We start from the raw sequence: 22,384 nt of genomic DNA, 5'->3' as shown, positions 1-22,384 counted from the left end.
GTGCCAGGCGTGTGCTAGGCTCGATTAGTTCACGTTTTGAAATTTAAGTTTTGAATACACATATTTTACGAAAGGCTATTGTGCCGCATACTCATCATGCTGCGTTCGCCCAAAAGCGAGGCGCGAAGAATACCAAGAACGTCAAAAATACTAGGAAATCAGCTGAAAAACGCAATCCTTTTGAATATCAGGGTAGTCATAAAAATCACGGTTCTAATCATGAGTTCAATTCGCGCAGGGAGCGCAATCGCAAAGCAGAAAAAGCTCGTCAAAAAGCGCGCGAAAAAGCTTTGCGCTATGAAGAAGTAGCTATTGCGGATGCTGAACAAGATTTTGCTAAAAATAATTTTGCTAAGCATAATATTGATAAAAATAATGTTGTTAAAAATGATATTGCAAAATCTCATAATACAAAACAAAATTCTGCAATATCTTTGCGTCCTACTTCAAAAAAGCAAAATCAAGATTCTCATAACGCAACAATTATTCCAGACTCTGCTATTGAATCTTGTGAAAATTACCGTGACGATGTCACTTTTGCGCAACTTGGCGTTCCAGAGCCTTTAGTAGAAGTGTTGCGTGCGGATGGGAAAACCACTGCATTCCCAATTCAACAAGCAACGCTTCCCGATTCCTTGCGTGGTGCAAATATTTTGGGTCGTGGTCGCACAGGAAGCGGTAAAACATTAGCATTTTCTATTCCACTTGTTGCGCGTTTAGCTGAGAATTTTGTTGATTTAATTCATTCTGATAAAAACCGTAAGTCACGCGAGTCTAGCGATATTCCTGCTCCTAGAGCAATAATTCTTGCTCCAACTCGTGAACTTGTACATCAAATTGATGACGTAATAGCACCGCTTGCTGCAGCTTATGGCATGCGTACTGTGACAGTGTATGGAGGCGTGAGATACCAGCGCCAGGTATCGCAACTTAAGCAGGGTGCGCAAATTGTGCTTGCTTGCCCTGGTCGTTTGGAAGATTTGCTGCGTCAGGGAGCACTTACGCTTGAAAAAGTGATGGTTAGCGTGCTTGACGAAGCAGACGAAATGGCGGATATGGGGTTCCTTCCTGCTGTTACTAGACTTCTTGAGCAAGTTGCGCCAGATGGTCAACGCATGCTGTTTTCTGCAACGCTTGATAAGCAAGTTTCTACATTAGTTGAGCGTTTCCTTCCAAACGCTGTCGTTCATGCTGTGGATGATGCTGATTGCCAAGTTGACACTATGACGCATCATATTTTTGCTGTGTCAGCAGGGGATAAGTACGAAGTTTTGCGAAAGCTTGCTTCTGGAAAGAAACGTTCTATATTCTTTACGCGCACGAAATATCAAGCGAAAAATATGGCGAAAAAATTTGTGCAGCAAGGTATTCCTGCAGTCGATTTGCAAGGTAATTTGTCGCAGAATCAGCGAGATCGCCATTTAGCTGTGTTTGCTGAAGGCTTGGTGCGTGTGCTAGTTGCTACGGACGTTGCTGCGCGAGGTATTGACATTAGTGACGTTGCGTTGGTTGTGCAAACTGAGCCTCCTGAGGATCCTAAGTCTTTCTTGCACCGTTCGGGTCGCACTGCTCGAGCTGGTGAAGAAGGCGATGTCGTAACGCTTGTGCTTCCTAATCAGAAGCGCGCTGCTCATATGATGCTTCGTAAGGCTGGAATTCATGCGAAAGCTGAGGATGTGAGTCCTTCTTCATCAGTTCTAGATGAGATTGTTGGTGAAGCTGCCGAGCTTCAAGAAGGCTGGAGTATGCCGGAGCCGGAACAGCAGAAGCGTAAAGGTCGCGGTCGTGGACGCGGTGGGCGCGGGCGCGTACGTGGGCAACGTGGTGAGCGCAGTGAACGTGGTGAACGTGGTGAACGCAGTGAACGTGGTGAACGTGGTGAACGCAGCGAACGTCGTTGGCACGGTAAACGTGGCGAACGTGGTAGTCGTGTTCATCGCTTCGGTCGTGAGTTTTAGAAACAAATGCTGTGTGTTTTACAGCATTTGTTTTCGTTTTCACTACTTTTGATAACATTCGCCAGTGATTTTCCGGCTTTTGTTTTCGCTTTAGTTTTCTTGTCTGTTGTGGTGCGAGGCTGTGATATTTTTCTCCTCGCGCTTTTTATTTGCGTTATTCTTGTATTTTTGTCTATTTCGCCGAATGATTATGTGTTTTCGACAGAATTGCCCTATGTTTTATACATAACATCAACTGGTTTGGTGTTTTCGACAAAACAGCAGCAATACTACAAAAGTAAGTAGCAAGTTGGCAAGCAATAAGCAACTTAGTAATCAGTTAATCAGCCTGTTAAGCAAGTCAACAGTCGGTTGAACTAGTTAAGCCAATTAGCAAATACTTATTTAGATTGACCTTTACCAAATGCGCGCAGTTGAACGCCGTTCCAGTCAGTGCTTACGGTTAACGGAGTGGCTGCGTTCATGCCAGCTGTTTTTGCTGCAGATTGAACGGTACTAGAACTTGGGGAACCTTCGCGACCTGGTTTTGGAGTAAGAACCCACATAGGAGCGTCATTGTCAAGCATATTTGTGGCATCCATAATAGTGTCTGCGAGCTCATCTTCGTCGTCGCCGTCGCGCCACCAAATAATCACACCATCAACAGCAGCGTCGTAATCCTCATCTACCAACTCTTCGCCGGTAAGTTTCTCGATGCTTTCGCAAATTGTTTCGTCAACATCGTCATCCCAGAGCCATTGTTGGACAATGTCTCCTGGTTGGAATCCGAATTCCTGTGCATGCTGAAAAGCTATCTGTTCCACGTGATTTAATATATCAAAGCGTCACGAAGTGCGCACATTTAACGGCGTGTATTCAGTAATTTATCGTTTATCAATTACGACACACCAGGACACGCCGCAAAAATCGCGATTGTGACATAAATCACTATATATAGGTGGTTATCTTTGCGTCTTGCCCTAGATATTGTGCATGAGTTGGGTTATAGTAGAGCGAGTTGTTAGAAATAGTTCCCATGTTTGCAACGAGAGATTTTGCTAGAAGGAACAGTGTTTGAGAAAGGTCTGTACCGATGCAGGTTTTGGAAGAAACTGCTGTCACAAGCGCAGAAAATTGTACGGATGATGTAGTTGAAATTCCAGTTTCTCGCGTGCAGGTCGAAAAGCGCGATGGTCGCGTAGTTGATTTTGATCCGCTGAATATCATTATGGCAATCAAGGCTGCTTTTAAGGATTTGGGCAAGGAAGTCGGTCCGCAAGAAGAGCAGTTGATTCGTAATATTTCTGATCATATTGAGGCTGAAATTCAAGATCGTTACAATGGCCCGGCGAAGATTGAAGATATTCAGACCTTGGTTGAGCATAGTCTTATTGAAAATCACCTTTATGAGGTTGCTCGTTGCTACACGAGCTACCGACTGAACCGAGATATAGACCGCGCTAGAGCTACTGATATCAACGAGGCTGTTAACCGTCTTGTAAATCGTGATGAGTCTCTTGTTCGTGAAAACGCAAATAAGGATTCTAATGTTTATGCAACTCAGCGTGATCTTCTTGCAGGTGCTGTTTCTAAAGCTTCTGCGTTCTCTATGCTTCCTCACGCAGTTTCTAACGCTCATATGAAGGGTGATATTCACTTCCATGACGCTGATTATTCGCCATTTACTTGCATGAGCAACTGCTCGCTTCCTGATTTTGGCGATATGCTTGCTAAGGGATTTGCTCTTGGTAATGCAATGATGGATAGTCCAAAGTCTATTGGTACTGCTGCAACTCAGGTTACGCAAATTATTAAGGATATTGCTGGCGCGCAATACGGTGGTCAGACTGTTAATCGCGCTGACGAAATGCTTGAGCCTTACGCTAAGTGCGATTACGACAAGAATCTTGCTATGGCACACGCAATGATTCCTGATTCCACGCCAATTCAAGTCGCAAAAGATATGATTGACGGCTTGAAGGCTCAGGAGCCTAAGAATCTCCACTGCTTGGACAGGGATCCACTGCCTGCTGATACTCCTTTTGATAAGAATTTGGGCGAGTTGGATCAGCTCCGTGAAGTTTACGCAAAGATTATGACGCGTAAGGCGATCTACGACGCTATGCAAACAATGGAATATCAAATCAATTCTAACCGCGTTTCTAACGGTCAGACTCCGTTCGTAACTGTTGGCTTTGGCTTGGGTACTTCTTGGTTTGCTCGTGAAATTCAGCGCGCTATTTTGCTTAACCGTATTCGTGGTCTCGGCAAAGATCGTCATACTGCAATCTTCCCTAAGCTTGTGTTTACTATTAAGCACGGTGTTAACGCGGACGCTGGCGACCCGAACTACGATTTGAAGCAGCTTGCGCTTGAGTGCTCTACAAAGCGCATGTACCCAGACGTTGTGTTCTACGAGAATATTGTTAAGATTACTGGCTCCTTCAAGGCTCCTATGGGTTGCCGTTCGTTCCTTCAGGGTTGGATTGATCCAAAGACCGGCAAGGACGTTGAAGATGGCCGTATGAATCTTGGCGTTGTAACTGTTAACATGCCACGTATTGCTCTTGAATCTCACGGCGATGTGACTCGCTTCTGGAAGCTTTTCGACGAGCGTATGGAAGTAGCTCACCAAGCTTTGCGATTCCGTATTATGCGTTGCAAGCAGGCAACTCCTGTAAATGCTCCAACGCTGTTCCGTTACGGTGCTTTTGGTCGTTTGGAAGCTAACGAAAGCGTGGATCAGTTGTTCCGTAATGAGCGCGCAACTGTTTCTCTTGGCTACATTGGTTTGTACGAAACTACGGCCGTGTTCTTCGGCAAGGATTGGATGCAAGATCACAGCTGGAATGAGGAAGGCAAGGAATTTGCGCTTTCTTTGGTTCGCCGCATGAATAAGCTTTGCCAGCAGTGGTCAAAGGCTGAAGGCTATCATTACTCCGTTTACTCAACTCCTGCTGAGTCTTTGACTGATCGCTTTAACCGCATGGATCGCCAGAAGTTCGGTCGCATTGAAGGCGTTACTGATCACGACTTCTACACTAATTCCTTCCATTACCCGGTTTGGTTGCAGCCAACTCCTATGGAGAAGCTTCGCTACGAGGTTGACTTCCCGTATCTTGCTTCCGGCGGCTTTATTAACTACTGCGAGTTCCCATGCTTGCAGGCAAATCCTAAGGCTTTGGAAGCTGTTTGGGATTACGCTTACAAGATTGGCATCGGCTACTTGGGTACGAATACGCCAATCGATCACTGCTTCGTTTGTGGTTTCCAGGGCGATTTTGAGCCGACTAAAGAAGGCTTCCGCTGCCCTGAGTGCGGAAACAGCGACCCAGATAAGTGCAATGTTACGAAGCGTACTTGCGGCTACTTGGGCAATCCTGTTCAGCGTCCAATGGTTCACGGTCGTCACGAGGAAATCGCTCACCGCGTAAAGCACATGTCTGGCGAAACTGGTCATGTGACTCTTAACAACGGTGAGTCTCGCGAATGGTATGAGGAAACAAAATAAACTTAGCTAATTAGCTATGTTGAAACTTAGTAAAATAAGTATGACTAGATAATTTAGCTAAATAAATAGCTTTTCTTGTGTTTGTTGTTTGGTGATAATCTGGCCGTTAGAAATGTATTGCGTTTTGTGATTGCACTTTCTAACGGCTGGATTTATTTTATTTTCGCAAATTTGGTTGTTTATTTTTAGTTGTTTATTTGGTTTGAAAGGGGGTTGGATATGGCTCGCATGAGTTTGCACGATTTTGCGCCTGCAGATGTGAATCGTGGACCGTGGATTCCTACCTCTCTTTCAAATAACCCTCGCGCAGGACAGTGGTCTAGTGAGCGCATGAGTCAGGGCATGGTTGCCGATTACAAGCGTTTTTTGATGACAGACGGCGAGGGAATTCGCTGCTCGCTTTACGTCTCCGGTTGCCCGTTCCATTGCGTTGAGTGCTATAACGAGTCGATTTGGGATTTTCGCGCTGGGCATCCTTATACTCAAAAGCTTGAAGATCAAATTATGGAAGATTTGGCGCAGCCTTATGTGCAAGGATTGACTTTGCTTGGCGGCGAGCCTTTGCTTAATACGGGCATTTTGCTGCCTCTTTGCAAGCGTATTAGAAAAGAGTTTGGCAATACAAAAGATATTTGGAGTTGGACTGGATACACTTGGGAAGAGCTTATGCGCCCAGGGGAGACTTTGGATAAGCTTGAGTTGCTGCAATACATTGATATTCTTGTTGACGGCCGTTATATGAAGGATTTGCATGATTCGCTTTTGCAATTCCGCGGTTCTAGTAATCAGCGAATTATCAATGTTCCAAAGTCTCTGGAAAATCCGCAAAATCCTCCTGTAATTTGGGAAAAGCTTCACGATCAGGAGCGTTTTATTCCGTCAATTTACGGCAAAGACCGTGCGCAAGGCGAAGGCGATGCTTCATAATCCTATTGAATTTGCTACTCATACGATATATTTAACAATGTTTGCGGACGATTATAAGAATGCATACATATACACATGTTAAGGTAAATATAATTAATCTCGTAACATCTGTATCGCAAACTGCTAAAAGAATTATGCTAACTATGCTCATAAATACTGTAATTAAACGATAGATAGTTTGGTATGTCTTTTCTTTGCATAAATATAAAAGATAGATTATTAATATTAATAGGACGAATGCTTGAATGGTGAGACTAGCAATATTAATACAAGTGTTATCGTCTTTTAATTCCTTCAATTGTTTAAAGAAATAAATAGCTGACGAAATATAACAAAGCAACGTTATTGGCAGTAGAACTACGTGTTTGCTGTTCATATTGTTCCTCACATAATTGTTGATATTAATAATGGAAATTCTCACTGCAAGTCGACACAAATGCCTTTCTGCTGTGTACAGTGCCAACTATCTTCGTGTTGCTCAATAAGTTTCTTCTTGGGTGTTGGCTTGAGCTTGCAATGATAGTAAAAAAGACATGGATAATGCTACTGAGCAAGCAAGCATTTTATTAATAGCTTTTTTATATTCATAACAGTACCTCTTTATACATGCGAATATACATTTTTTCAGTATATAACTTTTATAAGATGAAATTAATGGTTTTTGTAAGTTGAATCTGTAGAAGCACTTTTTCGTATGTGATTTGTCTGTATGCTAATATGTCAAAGATTAATCTATTTATGCATTTGGTAATTAAATAACTCAATGCGGGAATATTTCCATGCGCAATAGTTAAAATTTGAGAAGTGATATTATTAAACCTACACATTACATTATATATGGGGAGGAGCACAATGGCGGGGAATTTGAAGGACAATTCGCGAAAAATTAAAAATAATCCTCCTCGCGCATTGCGTACGATTCTGTCATCTTTAAAAAGGTATCGTTTTCTTGGCGTCTTAACAGCTGTTACTATTCTCGTTGAAGCTGCTATGCAAATTGAGATCCCTACAGTAATGTCAAATCTTATTGATTTTGGCATTATGTCACGTTCTCAAGAAGCTGTGCAATATTATGGTTTGCAATTGCTTATTTTTGCTGCAATTGCAATGATTGCAGGCGTTATTTCTGGTATTTGTTGCGCGCATTCTAGTGCTGGTTTCGGTAAAAATTTACGTCACAACATGTTTTCACGCTTACAAAGTTTAAGTTTTTCTGATTTAGATAAGTTTTCTAGCGGCACTGTTGTTACGCGTATGACTAGCGATGTGTCAAATGTGCAATTTGCTTACCAAATGATTATTCGCTCTGGTGTTCGCAGCGTTATGATTATCATCACTGCTTGGTGGTTTACTTTTTCAATTAGCCCTGCTATCTCGTGGGTTTTTCTTTCATTCGTGCCTATTATTGGTGCAATTGGCGCTGTTGGAGCTAGTATAGTTGCTCCAGCATTTTCTCGAATTTATCGAATGATTGACGAGATGAATAATAGAGTTGGCGAGAATTTGCATAATATTCGCATCGTAAAGTCTTATGTGCGTTCTGATTATGAAATAAGTCGTTTTACGCGTATTTCACATAAAATCTATGATTATTTTATTAAAGCTGAGTATGTGTTAAATTGTAGTATTCCTTTGTTTAACTTATGTTTTTATTCTGGCATGCTACTTATTGCGTGGTTGGCTTCACGTGAAATTGTGGCTTCGGGGAATAATCCTGCTTTTGGTTTAACAACAGGAAATCTTGCTGCATTAGTAGTGTATGCTTTGCAAATTTTGTTTGCTTTAGCGAATTTAGTTGCAGTTTTTGTAATGTCGTTAACAGCTCGAGCTTCGATGCATCGTATTTCACATGTTTTGCAATCTCGAAATACTGAAGTTGTTTCCAAGCATCCGCTGACAAAGCTTTCTGACGCTTCTGTGCGTTTTGAAAATGTTTCGTTACGCTATCCTCAATCAGGTAATACAGATGAATCTGCCCCAGCAGAACAGGAAATTTTACATGATATAAATATATCTATTCCTTCTGGAGCAACTGTTGGTGTTGTTGGTGCAACGGGATCTGGAAAATCAAGTTTAGTGCAATTAATTGCAAGACTTTATGACGTAACTTCTGGCACTCTTTTTGTAGGTGGAAAAGATATTCGCGATTATGATTCTTCTAGTTTGCGTGGAGAAGTTGGCGTTGTTCTACAAAAAAATATTTTGTTTAGTGGCACAATTGCAGAAAATCTTCGCTGGGGTAGAGCGGAAGCAAGCGATGATGATTTGCGTCAAGCTTGCGAAATTGCTTGTGCTGATGAGTTTATTAAAGATTTACCAGATGGCTACAATACGCATATTGATCAGGGCGGTAAGAATGTTTCCGGTGGTCAACGACAGCGTTTGTGTATCGCGCGCGCACTTTTGAGGAAGCCGAAAATTTTAATCCTTGACGACTCGATGAGCGCAGTTGATATGAAAACTGATAGTAAAATTCGCGATGGCTTGAAAAAGTTTATGCCTGATTCTACGCAAATTATCGTTGCTCAGCGCATATCTTCAATCGAACATGCAGATATTATTGTTGTTCTTAAAGATGGTCGTGTTGTTGCTAACGGTTCGCATGATGAATTATTTAAGTCTTGTGAATTTTACAGAAATATGGCGATTTCTCAAGAAAAAAGTAGCATAACTGGCGCAACTAAAGAAGAAGGAGCTAAATAACAATGGCTAAGAATAAAACGGCTCACTCTTCTAAAAATGATTCAGCTATTAGTTGGGAAACTCTTAGCAGACTTGCCTCTTATGTGCTGGTGTATCGAGTTAAAATTTACGTAATTATTGCATCAATAATAGTTAGCGCAATTGTGCAAGCTGCAAGTGCAGTGTTTTTGCAATCTCTTGTGGACTCGTATATTCTTCCGCTTGTTGGTAAGCATAATCAGGATTGGACGCCTCTTGTTCGCATGATTATTCTGATGGCAAGTGTTTACGCTGTTGGTGTGTTTTGTTCTTGGCTTTGGAGCAGACTTGTTGCGAATATATCTGAAAGTGTTATGCGTGATTTGCGAGATTCTATGTTTAAGCATCAGCAGAAGCTTTCATTGCGTTACTTAGATTCTCAAGGTTACGGCGATATTATGAGTCGTTACACAAACGATACTGAGGTTCTTCGTGAGGCAATTTCGTGGGCATTTCCGGACTCTTTTTCTGCACTAATGTCAATTTTGGCAGCGTTTATATCTATTATGTGCCTATCTCTTCCGGTTGCAGTTTTTGTAGCTATATTTACTGCAATATTGCTTTATTTAGTGCGTTTTATGCTAAAGAAATCTGGCAGTCTATTTGAGCAATTCCAGCATGCATTAGGTGAGCTAAATGAGTTTGTTGAAGAATCTGCAACAGGCAGCAAAGTGATTAAAATTTTTAATCATGAGGCAGATTCTATTGAAAAATTAGATAATTGCATAGAAAAAGTGCAAAAAATTTCTGCAAGTGCAAATTCTTATGCAAATAATGTAATGCCGGTTATTAGTAATGCAAGCTATTTGCTTTATGTATTAATTGCTTTACTTGGTGCGTGGGCTGCTTCAGCGGGTCTGCCAACGCTGGGATTAGCTGGATCTAGTACTCTTACATTGGGTACACTTATATCTTTGCTGGCACTTTCGCGCGCATTTATTAACCCTATTGGCGAAATTACAATGCAAGCTAACGCACTTATGATGGCTCTTGCAGGAGCTTCTCGTATTTTTGAGTTACTTGATGAAAAGCCAGAACTTGATTCTGGCAGTGTGCAATTAGTTAAAGTGCGTGTACTTCAGTCTGATGAAGATTTTGAAGAAAAATCAGCATTTGATGTGCTTGAAGAAGTAGATGAACAATCTGAAGGAAGCAATATTTATTGGGCTTGGAAAAGATCAAAGCAAGATAATGGTACTAAAGCTAAAAAGCGCGCTCAAAACTTAAGTGAAATGGCTCAAGAGATTGTGTGCCATGCAAAGCGAGATGCTCGCACTTCTAAGGATGGCCGCTATACTTTGCTTCGAGGCGACGTTCGCTTTACGGATGTTGTGTTTGGTTACAAAGAGGATCATCCAGTTTTGCACGATATTACATGGTTTGCAAAACCTGGTCAAAAAGTTGCTCTTGTTGGAGCTACAGGTGCTGGAAAAACTACTATTGCTAACCTTCTTACGCGTTTTTACGACATCGATGATGGGCAAATTTTGTATGATGGCATTGACGTGCGCGATATTTGCAAAACGGATTTGCGCCACGCTATTGGCACTGTTTTGCAAGATGTGAATTTATTTACAGGCACAATAATGGACAATATTCGTTATGGAAATCTTGATGCTAGCGACGAAGATTGTATTCAAGCTGCAAAATTAGCTCATGCTGACGCGTTTATTTCTCATCTTCCTGACGGATACAATACGCAGCTTAACAATGGCGGTGAAGGGCTTTCTCAAGGTCAGAAGCAGCTTATTTCTATTGCTCGTGCTGCAGTAGAAAATCCTCCTGTGTTGATTCTCGATGAAGCAACTTCATCGATTGACACGCATACTGAAGAGTTAGTTCAGCATGGAATGGATTCTTTGATGGTAGGGCGTACTGTGTTTGTAATCGCTCACAGACTGTCTACAGTGCGCAATGCTGATGTGATTATGGTGCTGGATCACGGTCGCATTATTGAGCGCGGTTCACATGAGGAATTATTGGCAAAACGTGGGGAGTATTATCAGCTTTGCACTGGAGCTGTTGAGCTTGAATAATAGCTTGATTTTGTGCGGCAACACGCCGAACACGCGCGGCACTTGCATTTTGCTAAGGATTCTGTAAGATAGTGACTCGGCTGTTCGAGAGAACAAAGCCACGGCCCCGTAGCTCAGTTGGTTAGAGCGCCGCCCTGTCACGGCGGAGGTCACCGGTTCAAGTCCGGCCGGGGTCGCGATTAATAGAATACCCGGTTCGCCGGGTTTTTTATTCGTCATGGCTCTGTAGCTCAGTTGGTAGAGCGAACGACTGAAAATCGTTAGGTCAGCGGATCGATCCCGCTCGGAGCCACAACAAAAACGCGCGACACGATTTGTGCCGCGCGTTTTGTTTTATTCGCTAGTCAAGCTGCTTCCACGAATCAACATCAATATGATGCTCAGGATTTGCCTGCCAAGCTGCCCAAGCAGATTCTACGATATCCTTAACGTCGTAGCGAGCATGCCATCCCATTTCTTCGTTAATTCGCTTCGTGCTGCCAATAAGCTGTGGAGGATCTCCAGCTCTGCGATCAAGAACAGTTTCTTTAAATGGTAAACCGGTAACTTTGCGCACTTCGTCAACAATTTCGCGCACAGACGTACCCTTACCAGTTCCTACGTTAAAAGCATCGTACTTGCGCTCGTCGCGATCCAAATACGTGAGTGCCGCAATATGCGCGTCTGCTAAATCAGAAACGTGAATATAGTCGCGAATGCAAGTGCCATCAGCAGTAGGATAGTCGTCGCCAAAAATAGCAGGTGCTTTTCCTCGCTGTAGTCTGTCAAGAAGCATAGGAATTAAGTTCAAAATCGCAGGATCTTCCAATTCCACCGGACCGCATCCAGCTACGTTGAAGTAACGCAGTGCGCAGAAGCGAATTCCGTATGTGTGCTCGCAAGCACGTGCCATCCACTCGCCAAAAAGCTTGGTTTGACCATAAGGGTTAATTGGCAACATTGGCACAACATCTTCTGGTACAACTTCAACAGGAGGCACTCCATAAGTTGCTGCAGAAGAAGAAAATACGAGCTTCTTAACTCCGCTATCTTTCATGCCTTCAAGCACATTAAGCATGCCGTTAATATTCTGTTGATAATACCAAAGTGGCTTTTCTACGGACTCTCCAACTTGCTTTCTAGCAGCAAAGTGAATTACAGCATCAACATTCTCGTCCTTCATGATTTGCGCAAGTCGCTTTCCTGCATCAGGAGAAGAGATATCCATACCATAAAGACGTGCGCCTTCAATTCTTGTAGGCTTTCCGTAGCTTAAATCGTCAACGACGACGACATTTTGCTTTGTTTCATGTAAGGCGTGAACTACATGTGCTCCAATGTATCCGCATCCACCTGTAACAAGAACAGTCATTGTCGACCTTCCTTTTGAATAATATCAATACAATCAGTGAGATTATATCTCGTAAAACTGAAGTTTAATGATATGCATCTGTTGCATAGCATCTGTTATTCTCGCATTTTGATTCTGCAGCGTATGCTTAACTTGAATGTGTTAGTTGTATTATTTTGTAAGGTGATGTTCGAATGATATTTGTTGCGTTATCTATATTGCGTGTGATTATACGCGCTTATTTGATAATAATGATTATTCGAATGGTTGCAGATTGGTTATTTGTGCTTGTTCCTCGTATGCGTCCTAGAGGTGCTTTTAATTTTCTAATACGGATTATTTATTTCATAACAGAACCGCCATTGCGCGTATTGCGCAAGTTTATTCCGCCAACTCGTTGTGGAAATATTAGTATTGACGTAAGTTATATGCTTTTATATTTTGCTCTATACGTTCTTCAAATTTGGTTATAGATGAGTTTACGGTTTTTTAACGCGTAATTTTTATAAAAGCGGCGTTTTGTTGCATAAATTTTTGTATTAACCGCACTAATTTTCTGCGGACGTGATAGCATCGAATAGATATATATCAAAGGGCTATGCCCAAAAAGCGAGGTGTAAAGCATATGACTCTGTTGACGCCTAAGGACATTCGAGAGCATACCTTCCAAATTGTACGTTTTAAGGGAGGTTATGACGTTGACGAGGTCGACGAGTTTCTCGATCAGGTTACAGAAACAATAGAAGCACTCGGTCAGCAGGCAGTGCAGGGCCTAGGGGCTTCCACGCAATCTCTTGGTCGTGATGTTGCGGGTTTGAATACGAAGATTGCTGAGTTAACTTCTAAGGTAGAATCCTTAACTAAAGAAAATGAGGCATTGCGTGATGCTTCTAAGAAGCAGGGCGAATCAAATGAAGCTGCTTCTCAACTTGAAGCTACTGCAACTAAGTTGCGCGAAGCTGAAGAAAGTAATCGTGCTTTGACTGCTCAAAACCAGCAGTTGAAGGAACAGTTAGATGGTTTGGGTGCGCAGGTAGATCAGTTAACTGCTCAAACTGCTCAAGCAGACAATGCTAAGCAGGTTCAAAAAGAGCTTGAAGCTGTTACTCGCGAGCGTGACGACTTCCGTGCAAGCAGCGAAAACTTGGGTCGCGAGCTTGAAACTGTTCGCCAGCAGCTTGTTGTCACTCAGCAAGAAAACACTAAGATTGAGGAACTTTCCAAGCAGTTGGAAGAGTCCCGTCAGCGTGAAGAGCAGCTTCGAAAGCAGGTTGCTAAGATGGAACCAAATACTGAAACTGGTAGCTTGCAAAAGATTGCTGGTGCTGGTGCAGAAGCACAAGGTTCTGAGCCAGAGCGTGCAACTGCAATGTTGACTCTTGCTATGCAATTGCATGATCAATATGTAGATAAGGGCAAGGCTAAGGCTCAACAAATTGTTGAAGAAAGCCAAGCTCGTTATAACGAAACTGTTGCTAAGGCAGATGAATATTCTGCACGCACTCGTTCTGAAGCTGAAGAATACAGCAAGCAGACTCATGCTGATGCTGACGATTACTCTACTCGTACTCGCGGCGATGCTGATTCTTATGCTGCTCGTGCTCACAATGAGGCTGATGCTTACTCTGGTAAGGTTCGTCAAGCTGCTGATGATTACTCTAAGCAGACGCATGATCAAGCTGACCAGTATGAAGCTGAAGTACAGCATCGTGCTGCAGACTATGATTCTACAACTCGTACAGCTGCTGATGCATATGCTCGTCAGGTACGTGAGAATCTTGAGAAGCAAACTCAAGTTATTGAAGGAAATATTCAGAGCCTCAAGCAATTTGAGACTGAATATCGTACTCGCTTGACTGATTTCCTTGGTCAGTTGGTTGCTCAAGTTTCTGATGAAAATACCTATGCTGCATTAGGCAACAAGCAGGGTGAAGAATCTGGTAAGCAAGAGTAGTTTTTAGCAGTGCGTGACTGATATTTTAAAATGTTGCGCACTGCACCGATACTATTTGAATTACTAAAGATCGGATAAATATTGACGCATAGAGATGTGCGTGTGAAACGGCTACGTACTCGCGTAGCCGTTTTTGCACTAATTGTTTTTATTGGTGTTGTGCTAGATCGCATAACAAAACTTTGGGCTTTGGCGACGCTTAGTGACGGGAAAAACATTGAGCTTGTGCCGCACTTGCTTTCTTTAACTCTTGTACGAAATCCTGGAGCATCATTTGGCTTAGGTTCTTCTTTTACATGGGTTATTAGCGTATTAGCTTGTGCTGCTTGTGGTGCCATGATAGCGGCTATTAAGCACACAAAATCTTTGTATTGGACTATTGCGTTTGCTCTAGCGTTTGCTGGAGCTTTCGGAAACCTCATTGATAGAACGCAATATGCTCAAGGTTTTTTGAATGGCAAAGTCGTAGATTTTATAAACTACGGTTGGTCTGTTGGGAACGTTGCAGATATTGAGCTTATGTTTGCAGGAATCGCAGTTGTATGCCTTATTTTGATTGGGATTCCTCTTTTCGGGCATGCCGATGAGTGATATTTGCTTTAAAGTTACAAGCCAATTTTCCGGCTGCAGATTTGATGTTTGCTTATCAAAACTAATGGGAGTTTCGCGTGCAAGTGCGATATCTCTTATTGAGCGTAACCAAGCGAAAATCTTAGGTAGAAAATCGCAAAAATCCTCCATTTTGCAAGATGGCGATACGATTGTTGTCGATCAAAAAGAAAGTGCAGAACAAAAAGAAGAGCAAAATAATGAATCTTCTGTATGTAATATTCCAATTATTTACAACGACGACGATGTTGTTGTAATAGATAAGCCTGTTGGAGTTGCCTCTCACGCAGCAAAGGGATGGAGTGGGCCGACAGTTCCAGAATGCCTAGAAGCTGTTGGAATAGATATAAAAACAACGCTGTGCGACGAATCGCGCAAAGGAATCGTAAGCAGATTAGACGTTGGAACAAGCGGATTAATGCTAGTTTGTAAAACAGATTTTGCTTATGAAGTAATGAAAAATCAGTTTGCAAAGCATATCGTTAAAAAAACGTATCATGCGCTTGTTCAAGGAGATTTAGCGCAAGATAAAGCTACTATTGATGCTCCTATAGGTCGCGCAAAAGTATCTGATTTTCGTTTTACTATTACTTCTGACGGCAAGCCTGCTGTTACGCACTGGGATGTGCTTGAGCGTTTTAGTCGAGCAACGTTAGTAAGCGTTAATTTGGAAACTGGTCGTACACATCAAATACGCGTCCATTTTTCGTCTATAGGTCACCCTTTGGTTGGGGATTCAATGTATGGAGCGAACCCAGTTTTGGCTCAAAAACTTGGGTTGCAACGTCAATGGTTGCATTCTATGGAACTTACTTTTACACATCCTCGCACGGGTAAATCAGTGACGGTTAAGTCGCATTATCCTCTTGATTTGCAACACGCGTTAGAAGCTATGCGAGCATTATTAAAGTAACGTTTTTGCATTTTTTCAGTCAACTTTCGCTTATAGAATATCTTTTATGACTCAGCCGGAAACCAACTTCGTACATTTGCACAATCACACGCATTATTCACTTCTAGATGGTGCGTCAAAAATACCTGATTTAGTAGCGCGCGCTAAAGAATTAGGTATGCCGGCTGTAGCTATTACGGATCATGGCAACATGCACGGCGCGTACGAAATGTGGAGTACGGCTGTAAAAGCTGGGATTAAGCCAATTATTGGCATAGAAGCGTATGTTACTCCTGAAACAGCAAGACAAGACAAAAGTCGCGTGCATTGGGGCACGGAAGATCAGCGTGCAGATGACGTTTCTGGCGGCGGTTTAATTACGCATATGACTTTGTGGGCGGAAAACGATACTGGCTTAACAAATCTTCTTAAAGCTTCGTCTGTGGCGAATCTTGAGGGTAGAGTTATGCGCTACCCACGTATGGATAAAGACGTGCTTTCAACCTACTCAAAAGGTGTAATTGCGTCTTCAGGATGCCCTTCTGGAATTATCCAGACGCGTCTTCGCTTAGGTCAGTTCAAAGAGGCTTTACGAGCAGCTGGTGAGTTTCAAGATATTTTCGGGCGTGACAATTTCTTTATCGAGCTTATGAATCACGGGCTTTCTATTGAAACGCGCGTAACTAAAGACTTGCTTGAAATTGCAAAAAAACTTAACGCACCTCTTCTTGCAACAAACGATTTGCATTACGTTCATGAAGAAGATCGTGAAGCGCAAGATGCTATGCTTTGCATTAATTCCGGCTCGCGCTTGGACGATCCTGACCGTTTTAAGTTTGACGGTTCAGGATACTATTTGAAGTCCGCTGAGCAAATGCGTGAGCTTTTTAAAGAATTTCCAGAAGCTTGCGATAACACGCTTGAGATTGCTCGTCGATGCAATGTTATGTTCGACGACGGCGAAGATGGCGCTTTTATGCCGCAATTTGACTGCCCGGAAGGTTGGGATGAGACTTCGCTATTCCTTAAAAAAGTCGAGGAAGGTTTGGAGCGTCGTTACAATAACAACATTCCAATGGAAGTTTTAAAGCAGGCTGATTACGAGTGCGGTGTGATTTGCCAAATGCAATTCTGCGGATACTTTTTAGTTGTTGCAGATTATATTAATTGGGCTAAAGCGCATGGTGTAATGGTAGGTCCTGGTCGTGGTTCTGCTGCAGGCGCTATGGTTGCGTACGCAATGGGCATCACAGAGCTTGATCCTATGAAGCATGGTCTGATTTTTGAACGCTTCTTAAACCCGGAGCGCGTATCCTTGCCTGATATTGATGTTGATTTTGACCCGGATGGCAGGGCCAAAGTTCTTGAATACGTGGGCGAAAAATACGGTAGAGATAAAGTTGCTCAGTGCGTTATTTACGGAACTATTAAAACGAAGCAAGCTCTTAAAGATTCTGCGCGTATTATGGGCTACGAGTTTTCAGTAGGCGAAAAAATTACGAAAGTTCTTCCTCCTGCTAAAAACGGCAAAGATATGAGCTTGCACGATATTTTCGACGAAAAATCAAAGCGTTACGCTGAAGCGCGCGAGTTTCGCGAAATGTACGACACGGATCCAGATACTCATCGCATTACGGAAGAAGCTAAGGGCATTGAAGGTTTGATTCGTCAAACAGGTGTGCATGCTTGTGCAACAATCATGGGCTCGGAGCCAATCACAAACACTTCGCCACTTTTAGAGCGCACTGACGGTACTATTACTACAACTTTTGAGTATCACACTTGTGAAACGCTCGGTCTTGTAAAAATGGACTTTTTGGGTCTTTCCAACTTGACAGTTATTCGCGATACTTTGCGAAATATCGAAAATAATGGGAAGGATCCGATTGATTATACTAAGATTCCGTTAGACGATAAAGCTACTTATCAACTGCTTTCTAGGGGTGATACTTTAGGCGTTTTCCAGCTTGATTCCGACGGTATGCGTGCGCTTCTACGTACTTTGAAACCGGATAATTTCAACGATATTTCGGCTTTGATTGCACTTTACAGGCCTGGTCCTATGGATATGGATTCGCATACGAATTATGCTAAGCGCAAGAATGGTTTGCAAGATATTATCCCTATTCATCCAGAAGTTGCTGAGCCGTTAAAGGAAGTTTTGGACGAAACTTACGGTTTAATTGTTTACCAGGAGCAGGTGCAGTCTGCAGCGCGTATTTTAGCAGGATACAGTCTTGGTAAAGCAGATGTGTTACGTCGAGCAATGGGCAAGAAAAAGCCGGAAGTGCTGGCAAAAGAACAGGTGCCATTCTTTGAAGGTATGAAAGCTCACGGATATTCTGAAGAAGCTGCACAAGCTGTGTGGGATGTTTTGGTTCCGTTCTCTGGTTACGCGTTTAATAAAGCTCACTCTGCAGCTTATGGCTTGATTTCTTACTGGACTGCATACCTAAAAACGCATTATCCTGTGGAATTTATGGCAGCTTTGCTTCAAAACGAACGTACGAATAAAGACAAAACTGCACTGTACTTGGGCGAGGCAAGGCGCATGGGTATTCAAGTTTTGCAACCTGATGTAAACGAGTCTGTTCTTGAGTATTCTGCAGTTGGAGATGTTGTGCGCTTTGGTTTGGGTGCTATTCGTAACGTTGGAGACAAAGCAGTAAACGATATTATTACTGAGCGTGAAGGTGAGCGCGGACGTTTCGTAAACTTTATGGATTTCGTACAACGTGTTCCTATTAGTGCACTTAATCGACGTTTAGTAGAGTCGCTTATTAAAGCTGGAGCTTTTGATTCTATTGATTCAAATCGTCGTGCGCTGTTTCAAATTTGTGATCCTGCAATTGATTCTGTGATTGCGCTTAAGCGCAAGCAGGCAGAGGGTCAGTTTGATTTATTTGCTGATCTTGATTCGTCTTCTGACTCGGATGACGACAACGGTATGGGAGATATGCAAATTACTGTACCTGATGTTGAAGAGTGGGATAAAAAGACAAAGCTTAATTTTGAGCGAGAAATGCTTGGATTGTACGTTTCTGATCATCCACTAAGCGGATTGTCTGCAGTTTTGGCAGATTTACGTGAGATGTCAATCGCTCAACTGATCGACAGAGCAAGAACTATGAGCGATGGTCAGCAAGTAACTATTGCAGGCCTAGTTACGAGCGTAGATAGGCGAGTGTCTCGAAAAGGTAATGCTTGGGCGATTGTCACAGTTGAAGACATGGAAAGTTCAATACAATGCATGTTCTTTGGCAAAGTGTACGAAGCTTCAGCGCAAGAACTTGCAATTGATCAAGTTGTGCGTATTCGTGGACAAGTTGAAGTGCGTGATGAAACTGTTTCCATGCGTGCTACAGAGTTTGAAATACCAACTCTTGAATCAGTGGATGAGAGACCTTTAACAGTTGTTATTCCTCGTAAAGTTCTAGATAAAGGTCGTGTTGCGCAATTAAGTAATATTTTGAGCCGACATCCAGGCTGCTGTGAAGTGCGCTTGGCTCTTGTCGACGATACAGGCAAGGCGCAAGTTCTTACTTTTGGAGATCGTTTCCGCGTAAAACGAGATACTTCTTTGTTTGCTGAAATGAAAATTGTTTTTGGATCTAGTTGTTTGCCTAGCGCGTAGAAAATATGCACTACTGGTTTGATAAAATATAAAACTAGGTATGCTTTAAGAATTACATTGAAAGAGGAGGAAATAACGAATATGTTAAACAACGGTGACGAGCGTAACAGTGACGATAAGCGTAAAAATGGTGGTGAGCGTAACAATGACGATTCTGTGCGCACTTCTTTTACTGATGCGGAATTAGATAATGCGCTCGCTGGATTTGAACGTGAATTTAAAGAAGAGTCGCAAGAAAATTTAAATAGCGAAAATTTAGAAAATAACCAAAAAAGCGACGATAATCAAGAAAATGATTTTCTTGATCAAGCTATGCGCAATATTGAAGAAGCTAATTTTGAAGAAGATTTGCAAGGTTTGCTTGGAAATAAAGCAAAAGTTGCGTTAATGATTACGTATGTGCAGCCTGCTCAGTTACTAGCTGCTTTTTGCAAAATGGCTAGTGTTTCAGCACGATGCTTCGATGAAGAGCAAGGTGCTGTTGCAGTATTAAAAAATTTGGACGGCAATGAGCCGGAAGAAGCAGTGCAAAAATTTGTTGATTTCTTCCGTGGAATGGATGTTATGCTCATTACAAATAGAGCTGATAAATTAACTGCAAAAGTTTACGAATATAATTGCGAACCGCAAGAAATAGTTGCGCCTATGGCATTAGCTGTGTGGTCGCGTACAGTAGAAGATTTAGCTATTGGCATGGAAACAGTTGAAACTCTTTCAAAACAAAATATAGAAATGTTCAATAGTGACGATTTGAGCGATGCGAACGCGTACGAGCTATTCCAAAAATATGGCAAAAGAAAGTAAAAATAATTAAGCAATTAATTGGCATATTAAATTGAAGAAGTTGCGTTAGAAAGTAGAAATTTCATTACAATTACGTAAATTCATTGCAGATAAGCTCAACATATGAAGCGCAATACGAAATAATACACTACAATTGCACGTGAATATGCATATGTGCGTGGCTATGCATACAACCGGATGATACCCAAGGGGTTTATTATGGATCGACAACAAGAGTTTGCTCTACGTACTGTTGAAGAGCGAGACGTGCGTTTTATTCGACTCTGGTTTACGGACGTCTTAGGCACGCTTAAATCCGTTGCTATTGCCCCTGCTGAATTAGAAGCAGCTTTTGAAGAGGGAATAGGGTTCGACGGCTCAGCAATAGAAGGCATGACTCGCGTCCTAGAAGACGATATGATTGTGAAGCCGGATCCGTCGACGTTCCAAATTCTTCCATGGCATGGAGGTCCGGAAGGCACAGCGCGCATGTTCTGCGATGTGCTAACTCCAGACGGAGAGCCTTCACTGGGAGACCCTCGTCACGTTTTGAAGACTGCGCTCGCAAAAGCGAAAGAAAAAGGATTTACTTTCTACGTTCATCCGGAAATTGAGTTTTATTTGTTTGAAGCTCAAGATGATTGGTCCAAAGCTCCTGTGCCGATTGATGAGGGTGGCTATTTTGACCACGTTCCTAGAAGTTCGGCTATGGATTTCCGTCGTAGTGCAGTTAGTATGCTTGAGCAAATGGGTATTTCTGTAGAATACTCGCATCACGAGGGCGGTCCTGGTCAAAACGAAATTGACTTGCGTTATGCAGATGCTCTTACTACCGCGGACAATATTATGACTTTCCGCACTGTAGTTAAGGAAATTTCTCTTGAGCGCGGAATGTATGCAAGCTTTATGCCAAAGCCGCTAACTGATCAGCCTGGATCGGGTATGCATACGCATTTGAGTTTGTTCGAAGGTGACACGAACGCTTTTTATGAGGCAGGTCAAGAATTTAATATGTCTCTTATTGCGCGTCAATTTGCGGCTGGTATTTTGCATCATGCTTCAGAAATTTGTGCTGTAACTGATCAATACGTGAACTCTTACAAGCGTTTGTGGGGTGGTGCGGAAGCTCCTAGCTACGTTTGCTGGGGTCATAGCAACCGTTCTGCACTTCTGCGTGTGCCACAATACAAGCCTGGTAAAGGCAATTCTTGCCGAATGGAATTCCGTGCGCTAGATCCTGTGGCGAATCCGTATCTTGCTTACTCTGTGCTTCTTGCTGCTGGTTTGGATGGTATTGAAAAGCAAATGACTTTGTGCGATCCAACTAGCGACGATGTTTGGGAGCTTACTGATGCTGAGCGTCAAGCAATGGGTATTCAGCCATTGCCGGAATCCTTGGATGAAGCACTAAAGATTATGGAGCGCTCGGACTTCGTTGCAAGCGTATTAGGTGAACACGCTTTTGAGTACTTCTTGCGCAATAAGCATCAAGAGTGGGAAGAGTACCGTCGTCAGGTTACGCCTTTTGAGCTTGAGAAGTATTTGCCGCGTTTGTAGCGCGAGCGACTTTGTACTTTAGAGGCCCTAACGCAGAAACTGTACTGCGTTAGGGTCTTTTGTTTGATGTTTTGGGACACTGCTGCAGATTGCGCTCGCGCGGATTACGCGCTCGCTTACGAAACTCGCGTTGGAAGTCCACTGGACTTCCAACTTTAGCGAGTTTCCGCTCCGAGTTGCCTTCGCGCTAAATGTCAGCGCTCAGGCAGGTCGTCAGCGCACACTAACCACAACCTAGTTTTTAAAGCGCAACCACGCAACTCTGCCCTGCCTTCGTCAATCGAGACGAAGGCAGACCTCGCTTGCGGTGAAAGCACACTGTGCTTTCAACTCTGAGCAAGCTCGGCGCTCCGAGTTGCCTTCGCGCGCTAAATCGCAGCGCTCAAGCAGGTCGTCGCGCTGCGTGAGGGTCTTTTGTTTGTTGTTTTGGGACATTGCTGCAGATTGCATACTGCTTTAGGGTCTTTTGTTTTCTATTGGTGGTTTGCTTCAA

General features: G+C 42.8%; 14 protein-coding genes and 2 tRNA genes. 14 read left to right on the top strand and 2 right to left on the bottom strand.

The window, feature by feature from the left end; translation table 11 throughout:
- Positions 1-80: 80 nt before the first annotated feature.
- Entirely contained in the window at positions 81-1,958 is a 1,878-nt protein-coding gene (locus P0108_RS05120) for a DEAD/DEAH box helicase (protein WP_473730847.1), read from the top strand.
- A gap of 380 nt (positions 1,959-2,338) precedes the next feature.
- On the opposite strand, the gene P0108_RS05115 is transcribed toward P0108_RS05120, so the two are convergent.
- Entirely contained in the window at positions 2,339-2,761 is a 423-nt protein-coding gene (locus P0108_RS05115) for a DUF3052 domain-containing protein (RefSeq protein ID WP_012914411.1), read from the bottom strand.
- Between the two features lie 269 nt (positions 2,762-3,030).
- Between P0108_RS05115 and nrdD the strand changes: the two genes are divergently transcribed.
- The 6 genes from nrdD (at position 3,031) to P0108_RS05085 (ending at position 11,424) form a co-directional block, all read left to right on the top strand.
- The gene (nrdD, locus tag P0108_RS05110; RefSeq protein WP_473730822.1) at positions 3,031-5,448 is read left to right on the top strand and encodes an anaerobic ribonucleoside-triphosphate reductase; all 2,418 of its coding nucleotides are present in this window, start codon (positions 3,031-3,033) and stop codon (positions 5,446-5,448) included.
- 219 nt (positions 5,449-5,667) lie between these two features.
- Positions 5,668-6,375 (top strand): anaerobic ribonucleoside-triphosphate reductase activating protein, encoded by a 708-nt coding sequence (gene nrdG / locus P0108_RS05105; protein WP_410310318.1) that lies wholly within the window; start codon positions 5,668-5,670, stop codon positions 6,373-6,375.
- A gap of 852 nt (positions 6,376-7,227) precedes the next feature.
- Positions 7,228-9,078 (top strand): ABC transporter ATP-binding protein, encoded by a 1,851-nt coding sequence (locus tag P0108_RS05100; RefSeq protein WP_473730821.1) that lies wholly within the window; start codon positions 7,228-7,230, stop codon positions 9,076-9,078.
- A 2-nt stretch (positions 9,079-9,080) separates the two neighbouring features.
- A complete protein-coding gene (locus P0108_RS05095) occupies positions 9,081-11,132 on the top strand; it encodes an ABC transporter ATP-binding protein (RefSeq protein WP_473730820.1) in 2,052 nt (683 codons plus the stop codon).
- Positions 11,133-11,234: 102 nt separating this feature from the next.
- Positions 11,235-11,308, top strand: a tRNA-Asp gene (locus P0108_RS05090).
- A 43-nt stretch (positions 11,309-11,351) separates the two neighbouring features.
- Positions 11,352-11,424, top strand: a tRNA-Phe gene (locus P0108_RS05085).
- Between the two features lie 48 nt (positions 11,425-11,472).
- Here P0108_RS05085 and galE read toward each other — a convergent pair.
- Positions 11,473-12,483 carry a UDP-glucose 4-epimerase GalE gene (gene galE / locus P0108_RS05080; RefSeq protein ID WP_473730819.1) on the bottom strand — a complete coding sequence of 337 codons (1,011 nt, stop codon included), beginning with the start codon at positions 12,481-12,483 and terminating at the stop codon, positions 11,473-11,475.
- Between the two features lie 173 nt (positions 12,484-12,656).
- On the opposite strand from galE, the gene P0108_RS05075 reads away from it, so the two are divergent.
- The 7 genes from P0108_RS05075 to glnA all read left to right on the top strand — a co-directional run bounded on the left by P0108_RS05075 (position 12,657) and on the right by glnA (position 21,891).
- The gene (locus P0108_RS05075; RefSeq protein ID WP_012914408.1) at positions 12,657-12,935 is read left to right on the top strand and encodes a YggT family protein; all 279 of its coding nucleotides are present in this window, start codon (positions 12,657-12,659) and stop codon (positions 12,933-12,935) included.
- Positions 12,936-13,087: 152 nt separating this feature from the next.
- Entirely contained in the window at positions 13,088-14,416 is a 1,329-nt protein-coding gene (locus P0108_RS05070; RefSeq protein ID WP_473730818.1) for a DivIVA domain-containing protein, read from the top strand.
- Positions 14,417-14,512: 96 nt separating this feature from the next.
- Positions 14,513-15,007 carry a signal peptidase II gene (locus P0108_RS05065; RefSeq protein ID WP_473730846.1) on the top strand — a complete coding sequence of 165 codons (495 nt, stop codon included), beginning with the start codon at positions 14,513-14,515 and terminating at the stop codon, positions 15,005-15,007.
- On the top strand, positions 15,000-15,938 hold the full coding sequence (locus P0108_RS05060; RefSeq protein ID WP_473730817.1) for an RluA family pseudouridine synthase: 939 nt from the start codon (positions 15,000-15,002) through the stop codon (positions 15,936-15,938). The genes P0108_RS05065 and P0108_RS05060 overlap by 8 nt, the downstream gene beginning before the upstream one ends.
- A gap of 46 nt (positions 15,939-15,984) precedes the next feature.
- Positions 15,985-19,551 carry a DNA polymerase III subunit alpha gene (dnaE, locus tag P0108_RS05055; protein WP_012914404.1) on the top strand — a complete coding sequence of 1,189 codons (3,567 nt, stop codon included), beginning with the start codon at positions 15,985-15,987 and terminating at the stop codon, positions 19,549-19,551.
- Between the two features lie 81 nt (positions 19,552-19,632).
- Positions 19,633-20,355, top strand: a complete 723-nt coding sequence (locus P0108_RS05050; protein ID WP_473730816.1) for a hypothetical protein — start codon at positions 19,633-19,635, stop codon at positions 20,353-20,355.
- A gap of 198 nt (positions 20,356-20,553) precedes the next feature.
- The gene (gene glnA / locus P0108_RS05045; RefSeq protein WP_004107357.1) at positions 20,554-21,891 is read left to right on the top strand and encodes a type I glutamate--ammonia ligase; all 1,338 of its coding nucleotides are present in this window, start codon (positions 20,554-20,556) and stop codon (positions 21,889-21,891) included.
- Positions 21,892-22,384 lie beyond the last annotated feature (493 nt).

This window comes from Gardnerella sp. c10Ua_244, assembly GCF_055818055.1.
Note: the sequence above shows the minus strand (reverse complement) of the source record. Positions and strands in the feature narration are given on the sequence as shown.

What these genes read in the sequence shown, in the direction of transcription:
- dnaE (WP_012914404.1), top strand. Translation starts at nt 15,985, where the DNA reads ATGACTCAGCCGGAAACCAACTTCGTACATTTGCACAATCACACGCAT.
- nrdD (WP_473730822.1), top strand. Translation starts at nt 3,031, where the DNA reads ATGCAGGTTTTGGAAGAAACTGCTGTCACAAGCGCAGAAAATTGTACG.
- P0108_RS05060 (WP_473730817.1), top strand. Translation starts at nt 15,000, where the DNA reads ATGAGTGATATTTGCTTTAAAGTTACAAGCCAATTTTCCGGCTGCAGA.
- P0108_RS05100 (WP_473730821.1), top strand. Translation starts at nt 7,228, where the DNA reads ATGGCGGGGAATTTGAAGGACAATTCGCGAAAAATTAAAAATAATCCT.
- P0108_RS05050 (WP_473730816.1), top strand. Translation starts at nt 19,633, where the DNA reads ATGTTAAACAACGGTGACGAGCGTAACAGTGACGATAAGCGTAAAAAT.
- P0108_RS05075 (WP_012914408.1), top strand. Translation starts at nt 12,657, where the DNA reads ATGATATTTGTTGCGTTATCTATATTGCGTGTGATTATACGCGCTTAT.
- P0108_RS05070 (WP_473730818.1), top strand. Translation starts at nt 13,088, where the DNA reads ATGACTCTGTTGACGCCTAAGGACATTCGAGAGCATACCTTCCAAATT.
- glnA (WP_004107357.1), top strand. Translation starts at nt 20,554, where the DNA reads ATGGATCGACAACAAGAGTTTGCTCTACGTACTGTTGAAGAGCGAGAC.
- nrdG (WP_410310318.1), top strand. Translation starts at nt 5,668, where the DNA reads ATGGCTCGCATGAGTTTGCACGATTTTGCGCCTGCAGATGTGAATCGT.
- galE (WP_473730819.1), bottom strand. Translation starts at nt 12,483, where the DNA reads ATGACTGTTCTTGTTACAGGTGGATGCGGATACATTGGAGCACATGTA.
- P0108_RS05095 (WP_473730820.1), top strand. Translation starts at nt 9,081, where the DNA reads ATGGCTAAGAATAAAACGGCTCACTCTTCTAAAAATGATTCAGCTATT.